The following is a 14,673-nucleotide window of genomic DNA, read 5'->3' on the forward strand; positions in this document are numbered from 1 at the left end:
AATGATGCAAATGCAACAGTGATGCAAAAATAGGAGAGATTTGTGATTTACAAAATCACAGCTTATTAATTTTATTAGGGAAAAAGCAGCAGACAGATAAAAACAATCGCAAACAGAATAGGCCGGAAAAGTGTAGATTTAGGCGTCTGTTTGAAAGATAATGCTATGACCCTTCTTTCTCGTCGCCATTTCCTGCAATCTTCGGCCGTTCTTACTGGCAGCCTGCTGGCGCCATTGCTCCCGGCTTTCCGAACGGCACCCAAACCGTTACGCCTGGGCGGACCGATTTTCCTGAAAAGCGATGATCCGGAGGAACTGGCGCGGGAACACCGGCGGTTGCAGTACAGCGCGGCCTACATTCCGGCGGTGAATCTGACGGATACCGCGAAGATTGAAGCCATTCGGAAAGCGTTTGCGGCCCAGAATGTGATGATTGCGGAAGTGGGAGCCTGGGTGAATATGCTGGAGCAGGATGCTGAAAAGCGGAACCGGAACCTGACGTATGTATCGGAACGACTGGCGCTGGCCGAGGCCGTCGGGGCGCTGACCTGCGTCAACATTGGCGGTTCTTACAACCCCAAACAGTGGGATGGGCCGGATGCCCGTAATCTGTCGAAGGAGTATTTTGATGCGACGGTTGAAAACTGCCGGAAAGTGATTGATGCTGTGAAGCCCCAAAGGGCCAAATTTGCGCTCGAAATGATGGGCTGGAGCTTGCCCGATGGGCCGGATTCGTACCTGAAGTTTATCAAAGCCATCGACCGACCGGCGTTTGCGGCCCACATCGACATCGCCAACATCATCAACACACCCGGACGGTATTACCAGAACACGGAACTCATCAACGAGACGTTCCGGAAACTGGGCCGCTGGATTGTGTCGGTTCACGCCAAGGATGTTCACGGCAAGGATGTTCATTTTGCCGAAACCATACCGGGGCGTGGCGCCCTCGATTACGTGACGTACATCCGGAATGTGGCGGCCTTGCCGCAAGAAACGCCTTTTCTGCTCGAACACCTGCGCACCCCGGAAGAATACGACGAAGCCCGGAAATTTGTCATCAGCAAAGCCGCCGAAGCCGGAGTTTCGCTGGCCTGATGAACGCAGAACGCTCCTTCTGGGGCTTTACTTTTCATTTTTTTGCAACATGCTAACCGCGTTCCTGCCCCCCGGTTCTGACCGACAATAAATGAGTTGAAGGTTCTGTGGTTTATTTGCAGAATCAACCGACCAAACAGGAATAGCGGGTTATAGGATGTTACCAACCTACTCATAAACCATGACAAACGCATTAAAGAGGCTCTGGCCGTGGCTGCTACTTAGTATGCTGCCTTTGTCGGTCTGCGGCTGGAATAAACCAACACACATGGCCATTGGAGCCATTACATACCGGGATTTGCAGGCGAAATCGCCCCGTAAACTAGCGCGTCTGGTTGCCCTGCTGCGGCAGCATCCGGACGCCAGAACCCGCTGGGCGGCCACGCTCCGGGATTCAACGCTGTCGGAAGACGATAAAAACCGCTACCTCTTTATGCTGGCTGCCCGCTGGCCAGACGACATCAAAGAGCCAAACAACCCCTACGACCACCCAACCTGGCACTACATCAATTACATCTACAACCCGACGCTGGGGATGGCCCGGACCGATACCACCCTGGCAACGGGCGAAAATATTCTACAGGCGTTTGAACACAACCGGCAGATTCTGAAAAGTGACGCAGCAGATAGCGCCAAAGCCATTGCCTTATGCTGGCTGCTGCACCTGGGCGGGGATGTGCAGCAACCCCTGCATACGACGGCTCTGATTAGTCCGCAATTCCCGGCGGGAGATCAGGGCGGTAACCTGTTCAAGATCAAAGTAAGCATGAGCAACCCGACGCGCAACCTCCACAGCCTGTGGGATGGAATGCTGCTGAGTACGGACAGCTTCGATGCAGCCGATCAACTAGCCCGGCAACTGGAGCAAACCTACCCACGCCGGAACGCTCCGCGCCGACGCAAACCGGATATTAGTGCCTGGTCCGTAGAAAGTTTTGAACTGGCCCGCCGGTTGTCCTACCGCGAGGGGTCGCTTCAGGCGGGTACGGGCGACAACGGTGTTGTGTTGCCTTCCGATTATCTGGCGACGATGCGGCCCGTTGCCGAACAGCGGGTTGCGCGGGCGGGCCACCGTCTGGCAAATGGACTGCGGTTCGATGTGAAAAAGAAAGGATGGTTTGGGCTGCGTGGATAAGTCGGGCGGAGAGGGTCCATTGAATCATTTCTGATAAAGGAATGCCCGCCGATCCGGTTGAGGGTTGAGCAATCAGGTTAACAGGATAGTAGTCATGTTTAATCTGAAAATTAAAGTACGATGAATCCATCCAGCGAGAGTAATTCAACCAATTTACAGGACCCTCAGGAAAAGTACCCACAACCACCGCAACCGGAACAGCAGCAGGAGGTGCCCGGCAGCGAAGCCGAAATGCAGCCCAAAGCCGATCACGGCGAAACATCCTACAAAGGCTCGGGTAAACTGACGGGCCGGAAAGCCATCATTACCGGGGGCGATTCGGGCATTGGTCGGGCTGTGGCCATTGCCTTTGCGCGGGAAGGCGCCGATGTGCTGATTTCGTACCTGAATGAAGACGAGGACGCAAAAGAAACCGCCCGCTACGTAGAAGAAGCCGGTCGAAAAGCCGTACTGGTTCCGGGCGATATCTCCGACGAAGCGCATTGCCAGCAGCTTGTGGAGCGGGCGGTTGCCGAATTGGGTGGGCTGGATACTCTGGTCAATAACGCGGCTTATCAAATGTCACAGGAATCGTTGCAGGACATTACCAGCGAGCAACTGGACCGCACGTTTCGCACGAACATTTTTGCCATGTTTTATCTGTGCAAAGCGGCCGAAAAACACCTCAAACCCGGTAGTACGGTGGTCAATACTACCTCGGTGAACGCTTACAAACCCAGCCCGATATTGCTGGACTACGCGGCCACCAAAGCGGCTATTCAGAATTTTACGGCCAACCTGGCGCAGGTGTGGGGTGAAAAAGGCATCCGGGTCAATTGTGTAGCGCCGGGGCCGATCTGGACCCCCTTGATTCCATCGACCATGCCACCGGAAAAAGTAAAGAATTTCGGGCAGGACGTTCCCCTGCAACGCGCTGGTCAACCCGCCGAACTGGCCCCGATTTACGTCCTTCTGGCTTCCAACGATTCCAGTTACATGACCGGGAGCACTGTGCAGGTAACGGGCGGATCACCAACGATTTAACCACGAAGCCGTTTGTAAATGATTGGACCTCTGGTACCGAGGTCCAATTTTCATTTAAATGGAATTAAAGTTTCTGTACGGCTATCCACCTTCGGATTTAATGTGTTTATTGATCAAAACCGTTAACGTTTATCGCTTTTGTCATGGAAAAGTCACCGAATAACGAAAAGAAGCCAGCGGATATTCCTCAGCAGCACATTGAGAATGAGCCCAAAAGCGGGGACCGTCCTGACCAGGGAATGGCCATGACAAACGACCACTACGATCCGCAGGGTAAACCGGATGCCGACAAGCGCGTTTTGCCCGCACCCGACACCGTAGGAAATAAACGAAAATTCCCGATTCTGGCCCAGCCGCCCGAAGCCTTCACGGGGCTTAAACTGGGTAAACCGGCTGATGTGGCCGCCGGATTACCGGCCGTGTTGAAATCGGGCGCCTTTGCCTGGAGCGAAGCCGGGGTGGGCCGCGGAACCCACGCCCTGCTCAAGCTCAATCAGAAAGACGGTTTTGACTGTTCGTCCTGCGCCTGGCCCGACCCGGACCGGGACCGTTCCATTGCCGAATTTTGCGAAAACGGAGCCAAAGCCACCGCTTCCGATGCCGACCATAAACGCGTTGATCCGGATTTTTTTGCCAAACACAGCGTGGTGGAATTGTCGCAGATGACCGACCGCGATCTCAACAATGCCGGTCGCATCACGCATCCGGTGGTGTTGCGGCCCGGCGCTACTCATTACACGCCCATCGCCTGGGACGACGCCTTTCAACTCATTGCCGATGAATTGAATAAGCTGGAATCACCCCACGAGGCCGCTTTTTATACCTCGGGTAAAGTCCCCAACGAACCGGCTTATGTCTACCAGCTTTTTGTGCGGCAGTTTGGGACCAACAACTTACCCGACTGCTCGAACATGTGCCACGAGAGCAGCGGTTCGGCCCTGAGCCCGACGGTGGGCCTGGGCAAAGGTTCGGTAACGCTCAATGATATTTATGATGCGGAGGTGATCATCATCATGGGCCAGAATCCGGGAACCAATCACCCCCGGATGCTCTCGGCTTTGCAGATTGCCAAGCGCAAGGGGGCCAAGATCATTTCCGTCAATCCGTTGCACGAAGCGGGGTTGAGCCACTTCAAGAACCCGCAGGATTTCATGAATCCGATCAAAGCCGTTGGGACGTTGCTGGGCCACGGTACGCCGATTACCGATTTGTTTCTGCAAGTGAAGATCAACGGTGATATGGCGGTTCTGCGCGGCATTATGAAGCACCTGCTGGATGCCGAAGACAAAAGTCCCGGCACAGTAGTCGATCACGAATTTATCCGGCAATACACCACCTGTTACCAAGAATTTGTGGAGGTGATTCGTAGCACTACCTGGGAGGATATTGAGGAAATGAGCGGCCTTTCGCGCGGGCAGTTGCTGGAAGCGGCCAACCTCCTCGCCCATAAAAAGAAAATTATTACCTGCTGGGCGATGGGCCTGACGCAGCAGAAAAATGGCGTGATGAGCATTCAGGAAATCGTGAACCTGCACCTGCTCAAAGGCGCTATCGGCATTCCCGGCGGGGGGCTGTGTCCCGTTCGCGGCCACTCCAACGTGCAGGGCGACCGGACGATGGGCATTTGGGAGCGCCCCCATCAGGAGTTTCTGGATGCTTTGGAGAAAGAATACAACTTTCAGCCGCCCCGCGAACACGGTCTGGACACCGTAGAATCCATCAAGGCCATGTACGACGGCAAAATCAAGGTGTTTCTGAGCCTGGGTGGTAATCTGCTGTCGGCCGGGCCGGACACCGAATTTATAGCGGACTGTATGCGTAAGCAGCGATTGACGGCTTTTGTCGCCCCTAAACTCAATCGGGGGCACCTGACTACCGGGGACATTTCACTTATTCTGCCCTGCTTTACACACCTCGATATTGATGTCCAGAAGTCGGGCCAGCAGTTTACGTCCTGCGAAAATTCGATGGGCGTAGTCAGTCGGAATAAAGGCGTGCTGGAGCCGCTGGAAGGGGAGATGCGCAGTGAAGTTGCTATTATCTGCGGAATTGCCAAAGCAACACTGGGAGCCCGGTCTACGGTGGATTGGGACGCCTACACGGAAAACTACGACACCATCCGTGACGCGATTTCCCGGGTGATCCCTGGCTTTGAAGAGTTCAACGAGAAAATCCGTAAACCGGGTGGTTTTTACCTGCCCAACGGCCCCCGCGAGCGAAATTTCACGACGGAAAACGGCAAGGCCAATTTCTCGGTGACCGACATGGTGATGCACCCCATCGAACCCGATCAACTGGTGCTGATGACCATCCGGAGCCACGACCAGTTCAACACGACGGTATATGATTACAACGACCGGTATCGCGGTATTCACGGCGAACGGCGGATCGTTTTCATGAACCCGCAGGACATGGCCGAGCGGAACATCCGGGAACGGCAGTTGGTAAATGTTACCAGTCATTTTGAAGGCCAGACCCGGAAGATGGAGAGATTGATTGCTATTCCTTACAACATTCCGAAGGGTAATACGGCGGCTTATTATCCCGAAGCCAATGTGCTGGTGCCGGTCGCCAGCGTAGCTTACATCAGCAATACGCCCACTTCCAAATTTGTGATTGTCACCGTAGAGCCGGTTGCCGATGCGATTGTGAAAGGCGATGGTTCAACGGAGGTAGTTGCCGTTGCGTAAACCTCATAAAAGTCGAACGACGGTCGGTGAGTGGACCTTATTGTTGCTTTATTAAAGCTAAAACCTGATTGACGGTCATCGCAGAAACCTATGAAGCTTTCATTCAAACCCCTGAAAGAGCAGGTAATGGTCATCACCGGAGCCTCGAGCGGAATTGGTCTGGCTACCGCGCAGGAAGCCGCCCGACACGGCACCCGGCTGGTGGTGGCTTCGCGCAACGAAGCGGCCCTGGCTACCCTTGTCAACCAGATCAGGACCGGGGGCGGGGAGGCCGTTTATGTCGTGGCCGACGTGGGGCTGCGGGAGGATGTGCAGCGCATCGCCGATACCGCCATCGAACGGTTTGGCGGCTTTGATACCTGGGTCAACAACGCCGGTATGGCAATATGGGGGCGTCTGGAAGCCGTCAGTGATGAAGACCATCGCCGGTTGTTCGAGACGAATTTCTGGGGGACGGTTTATGGTTCACTGATTGCGGTGGGCCACCTGAAACAGCGGGGCGGTTCGCTCATTAACATCGCCAGCGCGGCCGCCGATCTGGCGCTGCCTCTACAGGGCATGTACAGTGCCAGTAAACACGCCGTGAAGGGATTTACCGATGCGCTGCGGATGGAACTGGCCGAAGAAAAGGCTCCCATTTCCGTCACAACCATTAAACCGGCTGGCATCAATACGCCGTTGCCGCAACATGCCCAAAATTACATGGATCAGGAGCCTAAACTGCCCCCGCCGGTTTATGAACCCAAGGAAGTAGCGCTGGCCATTCTTCATGCGGCTACGCACGCTGAACGGGATATTTACGTCGGTAGTGCCGCCAAGATGATGAGTATGGGGAATAAATATGCCCCGGAGTTGATGGACTGGGTTGGTGAAAAAATCCTGTTCGATCAGCAGCGCCGGTCGGAACCCGCACGGCATTCAGCGGGCGCTTTGCACCGGTCTGGCTCCGACGGTTCGGTTCATGGCGATCACCCCGGCCCTGTGATGAAAACCAGTTTCTATACCCGGGCTTCGCTGCATCCCCTGATTACGGGGGCGGCTCTGGCTACCATTGGATTGGCCGCTATGGTCTGGCTCTCGGCCGGTCGGACTAAGTCGTGGTAGTCTGAAGAATCTTTTTGAACAGCAGCGCGTCCTCAAACATGTGGACGTTGTTGAAAAAAACGTAGCAGGGACGGTTTTTTGGTAAAAGCTCAACCAGTTCGGTCAGTTCCTGTTCTTCGTACTGATACCGCCAGCCCTGACGGCCGTGAAGCCGGAAATAACAGTGGTCCGGCGTGACAGTATTCGTGACAAATGGATCAACTACGTGCCATAAGTTCAGGTCATGACACATATCCTGGATCAGATCACGATCCCACGCGCCCCGGGGTTCCCATCCTAAATGAAAATTCTGGCGGTCAATGTCCGAAAAGAAGCGTTCCAGATTGGTCCGGTTCTCGCGGGTTGGTTTGAAACTGGCCGGACATTGAAACAGGATGGTTTTGGCTCCAAGCGCCCGGGCACAATCGGCAGTCACCTGCCAGGCTTGCCGGACCACCTCCGTGGGCTTAAAGGAACCGGCCTGCTGGCGTTCTTCGTCCGAAAGCGGTTTTTTCAGCCGTTTATACGTCGGACTGCGGGCTTCGTGGGTAATGAGTTGCCAGGCTTTTAGGGTAAACTCAAATTCGGGTGGCACCTGCCGACGCCAGTTTTCCAGGGTGGCCAGTCGGGGTGGTTGATAAAAGGTTTGCTGCACCTCTACGCACGAAAGGAATTGGGCTAACTCGGTTTTGGGACGGCTAAAGCCGCAGGTACCAACGTTGACCATCGATCGGCTAGACTTTTCCTTTGTGATCCCAATGGTCTTTAATCACGGCACCGCTGGGTTCTTTTAGCAATTTACGGGTGTACTGATCGCCTTTGATGATGCCCCGTTCGTTGGCCGTACCAATGTACATCACAATCGGGTTACCGTCTTCGTCAGTTTTCAGCGCCACGTCGTAGCGATTGAATTTGAAGGTCACCAGCGTAGACGGTTGGTACGTTTTGTTCAGGTGCTTCATCAATTTGTCGCCAATTTTCATACACAATCTCCTAGGAAGCAATTAATAACTGTGGTTTCCAGATAATCTCGGGCTGGATCGACTCTTCGCGGCTGACAGCAGGTGTCGTAACGGCATGTGTAATGGTTCGCGGGGTGGAAGAAGCCGTTGACAACTTGCGGATCAGAACAGGAATAGACCGTAAGCGTTCGTTGGCTTTCAATTCCCGCAAAAGGTCCAGATTCGCGTCGGTTGATCGGGCCAGATCAAGGACAATCACTTTGGGTAAACAAAAAGTAGCCGAATCGCATAGCTTTCCGAATAACTGCTTGGCCGACTCGTAATAGACCACCGGATAGGCGGAATAATACGTTTCCATGCCAGGCACGAATGTCGGGCAATTGTCAGCCAGGGGTGTTACCATGGCAATGAAACCGGTAGTTTTTTGGTCAGGAAGGCACACTGGTTTAATATGAGCTAAATGAAATAACTAAACTTTGTCTGATAAAAAAAGTTGAAACCATTCTGTGTTTTGTGATCGTACGGTCCACAGGCTATTCCGGATACCAGACAAAGGAACCCGCACCAGGCTGGGTGGCTGGCAAAAGGAGTTGTATGGCCCCCGGGGATAAGTGGCTGAGAAAGACCGGAAAGTGATAACGGTACGCTTATACGACTGCGGAGTCGGGGTCAATATTATTCGACTTGAACCGGTACAAAAATGAGATTTTATGCGGAGTACCGGCTCGTCGTTCGGAAAGGCGCTTCAGATGATTAGAAGCCATTATTTTTTAAAGTTACGGGCGTCGGGGGATGCTCCGGAATGGTTTCGTACAATCGTTGCAGTTCCGGGATAGACAACAGCGCGGTTAGCAGGTAAGTTACGTGTTGAGTTGTTACGGCACGGACCGCCGGATGGTTATAATCCTTCGTGAAATTTTGCAAAATCCCTTCCCGGGTTTTTGGCGTGCTGGCTCTTTCCGTACCTTTGGCGGAAAGGCGGTATTTCCATTCAACTACGTGTCCATGTGTACTTTCCGTTTGATTAGTTGCCTCTCTCTGCAATTCCTGTCTTTCCTGATGTTTGGTGCGAAGGTGGATACGCTGGACGTACCGAGCGCCAGTATGAACCGCACCTTGCGGGCGGCTGTCGTGCTGCCGGAAACCTACCGAAAAGCCAGAAAACAGACCTTCCCGGTGCTGTACCTGCTGCATGGGGGCACGGGCAGCTTCCGCGACTGGTTGACCAAAACGCCCGACAAAACGCTGCTGCACCGTCTGGCCGATCAATATAACCTGATTATTGTGACGCCCGACGGTGATCCGACCAGTTATTATTTCGACAGCCCACTAATCAAAAACAGCCAGTTCGAAACATTTATTTCGAAAGAGCTGATGGAGAAGATCGACAACACCTACCGAACCATTCGTGACCGGAAAGGGCGGGTCATTGCGGGCTTGTCGATGGGTGGGCACGGTGCCTTGTTTATCTCCAGCCGCCACCCGGAACTGTATGCAGCCGCCGGGAGCATGAGCGGAGTGATGAACATCAATACCGCCACCTGGAAAGTAGCGCCCGATTTTGCCAAATCCCGTTCCGAAAATTTTGCCCGCTTGCTGGGACCGCCGAAGGATGGAGACGAGCCCTATCCGGGTTACACGCTGGTCACGCTGGCCGACCGGCTGAAAGCCAACAACCTGCCCCTCATTCTGGACATCGGCGTTGATGATTTTCTGATAGAAACCAACCGCGACCTCCACCGGCGGCTGGTGGAAAATAAAACGCCCCACGATTACACCGAGCGACCCGGTGCTCACACCTGGGAGTACTGGGAAAATGCGCTGCCGTATCAGGTACTGTTTTTTAGCAACGTTCTCAATGCCTATCCGGCTGCTAATCCTTAATCAACGCATGAAAACCGCAGTACCGTTGTTTGGCCTCATGTGCCTGGTTTTTCTGGCCTTCGCGCCCTCAACCCGCGAAACAAGTCCTGTGAAAGTAAGCGGAGGGCTTATTTCGGGAACCGTAAACCCGGACGGTGATGTGCAGATTTTTAAAGGTATTCCGTTTGCCGCTCCGCCCGTTGGCGACCTGCGCTGGAAAGCGCCACAGCCCGTAAAGCCGTGGTCAGGGGTGCGGAAATGTGATCGGTTCGGAGCCAGTCCGGTGCAGGGAGCGCCCAATCCGTTCGGGCCGTGGAGCGCCGAGTACCTGATCCCGAAAGAACCCATCAGCGAAGATTGTCTGTACCTGAATGTGTGGTCGGGCGCCAAGTCAGCTGCGGAGAAACGCCCGGTGCTGGTGTGGATTTATGGGGGAGGTTTTAACAGCGGAGGCAGTGCAGTGCCCATTTATGACGGCGAAGCAACCGCCAAAAAAGGCATTGTGTTTGTCAGCATCAACTACCGGGTTGGGTCGTTTGGCTTTTTTGCCCACCCGGAACTAACCAGAGAGTCGGGCGAGTCCACGCCGGGAGAATCCACGCGGGGCGCATCCACGCCGGGCCGTAGCGCGTCGGGGAATTACGGGTTGATGGACCAGATTGCGGCTTTGCAGTGGGTAAAGCAGAATATTGCCGTGTTCGGTGGGGATCCCGACAACGTCACCATTGCGGGCCAGTCGGCGGGGTCCATGAGTGTCAATTGCCTGGTGGCTTCACCGGTTGCCAAAAATCTGTTTAACAAAGCCATTGCCGAGAGCGGAGCCAGCTTTGCCCGGCCCCATGCGTCGCTTCAGCAGGCGGAAGAAGCCGGGCTAAAAATGATGCAGGCATTGGGGGCTACATCGCTGGCCGAATTGCGAGCCAAACCGGCCAGCGAGATTCTGCAAAAAGCGCAGGGAATACGGGGTCCGATTATCGACGGTTATGTGCTGCCCCAGTCCATCGCCAGCATTTTTGCCGCCGGAAAAGCGAATCCCGTTGCTCTGCTGACTGGCTGGAATGAGGATGAAGGAATGGCATTTGGCCCGAAGAAAAAAGCGGACGAATACCGGAAGCAACTCGAACAGCAATATGGCGACAAGGCTCAGACGCTCCTCCAGTTTTATCCGGGTACGACCGATGCCGAAGCCGCCGAATCGCAGGTAAAACTTTCCCGCGACCAGGTTTTCGGGGCGCAAAATTACACCTGGGCTACCATTCAGGCGCAGCAGGGCCGACCCGTTTACGTCTACCGCTTTACCCGAAAGATTCCGGCAACGGGCCAATACGCTCACTATGGCGCATTTCATACCGGTGAGGTGGCCTACGCTTACGACAACCTGCGCTTTATCGACCGCCAGCTTCGACCGCTGGAATCGACGGATGACAAGCTCGCCCGGATTATCTCATCCTACTGGGCCAATTTCACTAAAACCGGGAACCCCAACGGCCCGGGTCTGCCCCAATGGCCTGCTTATTCGACGCAAGACAAGCAGATAGTGGAATTGGGCGATCAGGTAAAAGCGAAACCGTTGGCCGATGCGGCTGCGCTGGAGTTTTTCTTTGGCCTGATGAGTAAACCCTAATCCGGGGAATGACGAATTGCGGAGTAATACCGTTGGAAGTGCTAAATTTATCAACGGTATAAAACCCGAATAGCTGGCCCAATGGACCAGCTATTCGGGTTTTATAGAGAGTCTCTCAGAGTCGTTACACTTTCCCGCGCAGAAAATCGGCGGTATAGTTTTCACCCTCCGGCAGTTTCACCAGTTCTTCGGGCGTACCGGCAAACGTGATGTAACCGCCTTTCGCACCGCCTTCGGGGCCGAGGTCGATGACATGATCGGCGGATTTGATGACTTCCGTATTGTGCTCAATGATGATCACACTGTCGCCCTGATCAACCAGTGCGTTGATGGCTTTCAGCAGCTTCCGGATGTCGTGGAAGTGCAAACCCGTCGTCGGTTCGTCGAAAATGAACAGGGTGCCGCCTTTGTTTGGATTGCCTTTGCCCAGGAACGACGCCAGTTTTACCCGCTGGGCTTCCCCACCCGACAGGGTATTCGACGACTGGCCGAGCGTGATGTAGCCTAAACCGACATCCTGCAACGGCAGCAGTTTTTCCACCATTTTGTGTTCGGCTTTCCGGAAATAATCAATGGCTTCATCGACGGTCATGTCCAGAATGTCCGACACGTTTTTGTCGGCCAGCGTCACTTCCAGCACTTCCTGCTTAAACCGTTTGCCATTACAGCCTTCGCATTTCAGGTAAATATCGGCCATGAACTGCATCTCGATCTTCACCTCGCCTTCGCCCTGGCACACCTCACAGCGCCCGCCATCGACGTTAAACGAGAAGTGCGACGGTTTGTAACCCCGTGCTTTCGCCACCGGCTGCTCCGCCATTACCTGTCGCAGATAATCGTACGCTTTGATGTAGGTCACCGGATTCGAGCGCGACGATTTACCAATCGGATTCTGGTCAATCATCTCAATGGACGTAATCCGTTCCAGACTACCGCCCAGGCTGTCGTGCTTGCCCGCTTCCTCCGAACCATCGCCTTTCAGACGGGCCAGCGCCGGATACAACACCTTACGAATCAGAGTCGATTTGCCCGAACCGCTCACCCCCGTTACGACCGTCAGGCTGTTCAGCGGAAACCGTGCATTCACATCTTTCAGGTTATTTTCCCGCGCGCCGTTCACCTCCAGCCAGTGCGTGGCCTTCCGCCGAAACTTCGGCACCGGAACGGTTTCTCTGCCCGTCAGAAAAGCAATGGTGTGGGAATCATGAGTTAAGACGGGGCCGCCCGGCGGTGAAGAGTTTTGAGTTATGAGTTGTTGCTCGTTGGCGTTGTCACTCTTCACTCTTAACTCATAACTTTTCACCTCTTCCCACGTTCCCTGAAACACCAGATGGCCGCCGTTGACGCCCGCGTCGGGACCGATGTCGATCAACTGATCGGCGGCCCGCATCACTTCTTCTTCGTGTTCAACCACGATAACGGTATTGCCCAGGTCACGCAGGGTTTCCAGCACGCCCACCAACTGCTTGGTGTCGCGGGGGTGAAGGCCGATACTGGGTTCGTCGAGAATATACATGGAGCCAACCAGCGCACTGCCCAGTGAGGTAGCCAGTTTAATACGCTGGTACTCACCACCCGACAGGGTGTTGGTCAGGCGGTTTAAGGTCAGGTAAGTCAACCCGACGCGTTCCATGTAGTCCAGCCGGTTGCGAATTTCGGTCAGCAGGCGTTTGCCCACTTCCTGCTGATGGGGTGGCAGGTCCAGCGTCCGGAAGAAAGCCGCGGCCTCATCAATCGGCATCAGGACAATGTCTGTGATGGATTTCCCGGCAACTTTCACGTAGCTGGCGTCTCTGCGCAGCCGCGAGCCCCGGCATTCCGGACAGGTGGTTTTGCCCCGATAGCGCGACAGCATTACGCGGTATTGCACCTTGAAGGTCTGACTTTCCACAAAATCGAAAAAGGCGTTCAGGCCCTGAAAGTAGGCGTTTCCGGTCCAGAGAATGTCTTTCTGCTCCTGCGACAGGTCTTTGTAGGGGCGGTGAATCGGGAAGTCGAAACGAATACCGTTCTTGAGCAGCGGGCGCAGAAATTCCTCGCTCATTTTCTCGCTTCGCCAGGGCGCAATGGCTCCTTCAAAAACGGACAGGTTTTTATCCGGAATCACCAGATCCGGGTCAATTCCGAGGACCTTGCCAAAACCGTCGCACCGGCGGCAGGCACCATAGGGGTTATTGAACGTAAACAGGTTCACGCTCGGTTCTTCGAACGCAATACCGTCTAACTCAAATTTATCCGAGAAAACGCGCGATTCTTTACCGACTATATCGACCCGGCAAACGCCCTCGCCTTCGCTGAACGCCGTCTGAATCGAATCCGAGAAACGGTATTGATTGTCTTCTTCGGGTTGTCCGTTTTCATCAAACTGCACGGTACTCCGGTCGATCAGGATTTCCAGATCAGTGCCGGAAGCCGGTTCGGGGGCGGTTTTTTCCAGAATTTCCTCGATAAACAGCACCTCGCCGTTGGCCACAATCCGGGTGTACCCTTTTTGCAGCAGGACTTTTAGCTCGTCGGCCAGTGTGCGGTCGGTCCGGATGTGCAGCGGAGCCATCACCATGACGCGCTGGCCCGGTTCGTAGGTGTATAGATAATTAACAACATCCGTTACCGTATCTTTGCGAACTTCGCCCCCGGAAATGGGCGAGTACGTCACGCCAATGCGGGCGAAGAGCAGTTTCAGGTAGTCATAAATTTCGGTGGTCGTTCCAACCGTGGAGCGGGGGTTGCGGGTCGTTACTTTTTGTTCGATGGCAATGGCCGGAGACACGCCCTTGATGTAGTCGACTTCGGGTTTTTCCATCCGGCCCAGAAACTGCCGGGCGTAACTGCTCAGGCTTTCGACGTACATCCGCTGACCTTCGGCAAACAGGGTGTCGAACGCCAGCGACGATTTGCCCGAACCGGAAAGGCCGGTAATGACAACCAGTTGATTACGGGGAATGGCAACGTCGATGCTTTTCAGATTATGGACCCGGGCACCCTTGATAATGATATAATCTTTCGGATCAAGGCGGTCGACCTCGGGTTGCTGAAAGGAGCCGTCGGGCGGCAGACTAACTGATAAATTCATCCTATACGTTTAGCAAAACTCTATCTTTAGACTAACGGTTTTTTTGAAAGTATGGTTTCCTTTTGCTAATTGATTCAGGCAGCCGCAAACCGGCATGGGGGTTCTTGGGTTACAACGACCTG

Annotated in this window: 11 protein-coding genes; 7 read left to right on the top strand and 4 right to left on the bottom strand. The window is 54.3% G+C overall.

Annotated features, from left to right (window positions below; all coding sequences use genetic code 11):
* Positions 1-165: 165 nt before the first annotated feature.
* The 5 genes from LX87_RS02705 to LX87_RS02725 all read left to right on the top strand — a co-directional run bounded on the left by LX87_RS02705 (position 166) and on the right by LX87_RS02725 (position 7,050).
* Complete coding sequence (locus LX87_RS02705; protein ID WP_111626625.1) at positions 166-1,098, top strand: sugar phosphate isomerase/epimerase family protein; 933 nt, start codon at positions 166-168, stop codon at positions 1,096-1,098.
* A gap of 181 nt (positions 1,099-1,279) precedes the next feature.
* Positions 1,280-2,233, top strand: a complete 954-nt coding sequence (locus LX87_RS02710) for a S1/P1 nuclease (protein WP_111626626.1) — start codon at positions 1,280-1,282, stop codon at positions 2,231-2,233.
* 120 nt (positions 2,234-2,353) lie between these two features.
* On the top strand, positions 2,354-3,256 hold the full coding sequence (locus LX87_RS02715) for an SDR family oxidoreductase (RefSeq protein ID WP_111626627.1): 903 nt from the start codon (positions 2,354-2,356) through the stop codon (positions 3,254-3,256).
* Positions 3,257-3,399: 143 nt separating this feature from the next.
* Positions 3,400-5,946 carry an FdhF/YdeP family oxidoreductase gene (locus tag LX87_RS02720; RefSeq protein WP_111626628.1) on the top strand — a complete coding sequence of 849 codons (2,547 nt, stop codon included), beginning with the start codon at positions 3,400-3,402 and terminating at the stop codon, positions 5,944-5,946.
* Positions 5,947-6,036: 90 nt separating this feature from the next.
* Entirely contained in the window at positions 6,037-7,050 is a 1,014-nt protein-coding gene (locus tag LX87_RS02725; RefSeq protein ID WP_111626629.1) for an SDR family oxidoreductase, read from the top strand.
* On the opposite strand, the gene LX87_RS02730 is transcribed toward LX87_RS02725, so the two are convergent.
* From LX87_RS02730 to LX87_RS02740, 3 genes are read right to left on the bottom strand one after another with little or no spacing between them, the layout of a single operon-like run.
* Positions 7,037-7,756: a DUF72 domain-containing protein gene (locus tag LX87_RS02730; RefSeq protein WP_111626630.1), complete on the bottom strand. Its 720-nt coding sequence runs from the start codon at positions 7,754-7,756 to the stop codon at positions 7,037-7,039. The genes LX87_RS02725 and LX87_RS02730 overlap by 14 nt on opposite strands.
* A 7-nt stretch (positions 7,757-7,763) precedes the next feature.
* Positions 7,764-8,012 carry a hypothetical protein gene (locus tag LX87_RS02735; protein WP_111626631.1) on the bottom strand — a complete coding sequence of 83 codons (249 nt, stop codon included), beginning with the start codon at positions 8,010-8,012 and terminating at the stop codon, positions 7,764-7,766.
* Positions 8,013-8,022: 10 nt separating this feature from the next.
* A complete protein-coding gene (locus LX87_RS02740; RefSeq protein ID WP_146624415.1) occupies positions 8,023-8,394 on the bottom strand; it encodes a response regulator in 372 nt (123 codons plus the stop codon).
* A 602-nt stretch (positions 8,395-8,996) separates the two neighbouring features.
* On the opposite strand from LX87_RS02740, the gene LX87_RS02750 reads away from it, so the two are divergent.
* A complete protein-coding gene (locus LX87_RS02750) occupies positions 8,997-9,875 on the top strand; it encodes an alpha/beta hydrolase (protein WP_111626633.1) in 879 nt (292 codons plus the stop codon).
* 7 nt (positions 9,876-9,882) lie between these two features.
* The gene (locus tag LX87_RS02755; protein WP_111626634.1) at positions 9,883-11,478 is read left to right on the top strand and encodes a carboxylesterase/lipase family protein; all 1,596 of its coding nucleotides are present in this window, start codon (positions 9,883-9,885) and stop codon (positions 11,476-11,478) included.
* A gap of 124 nt (positions 11,479-11,602) precedes the next feature.
* Here LX87_RS02755 and LX87_RS02760 read toward each other — a convergent pair whose 3' ends face one another.
* Entirely contained in the window at positions 11,603-14,551 is a 2,949-nt protein-coding gene (locus LX87_RS02760) for an excinuclease ABC subunit UvrA (RefSeq protein WP_111626635.1), read from the bottom strand.
* Between the last annotated feature and the right edge of the window lie 122 nt (positions 14,552-14,673).

Origin of the sequence: Larkinella arboricola (assembly GCF_003259745.1) — a bacterium.
In the GTDB taxonomy this organism is placed as follows: Bacteria; Bacteroidota; Bacteroidia; order Cytophagales; family Spirosomataceae; genus Larkinella; species Larkinella arboricola.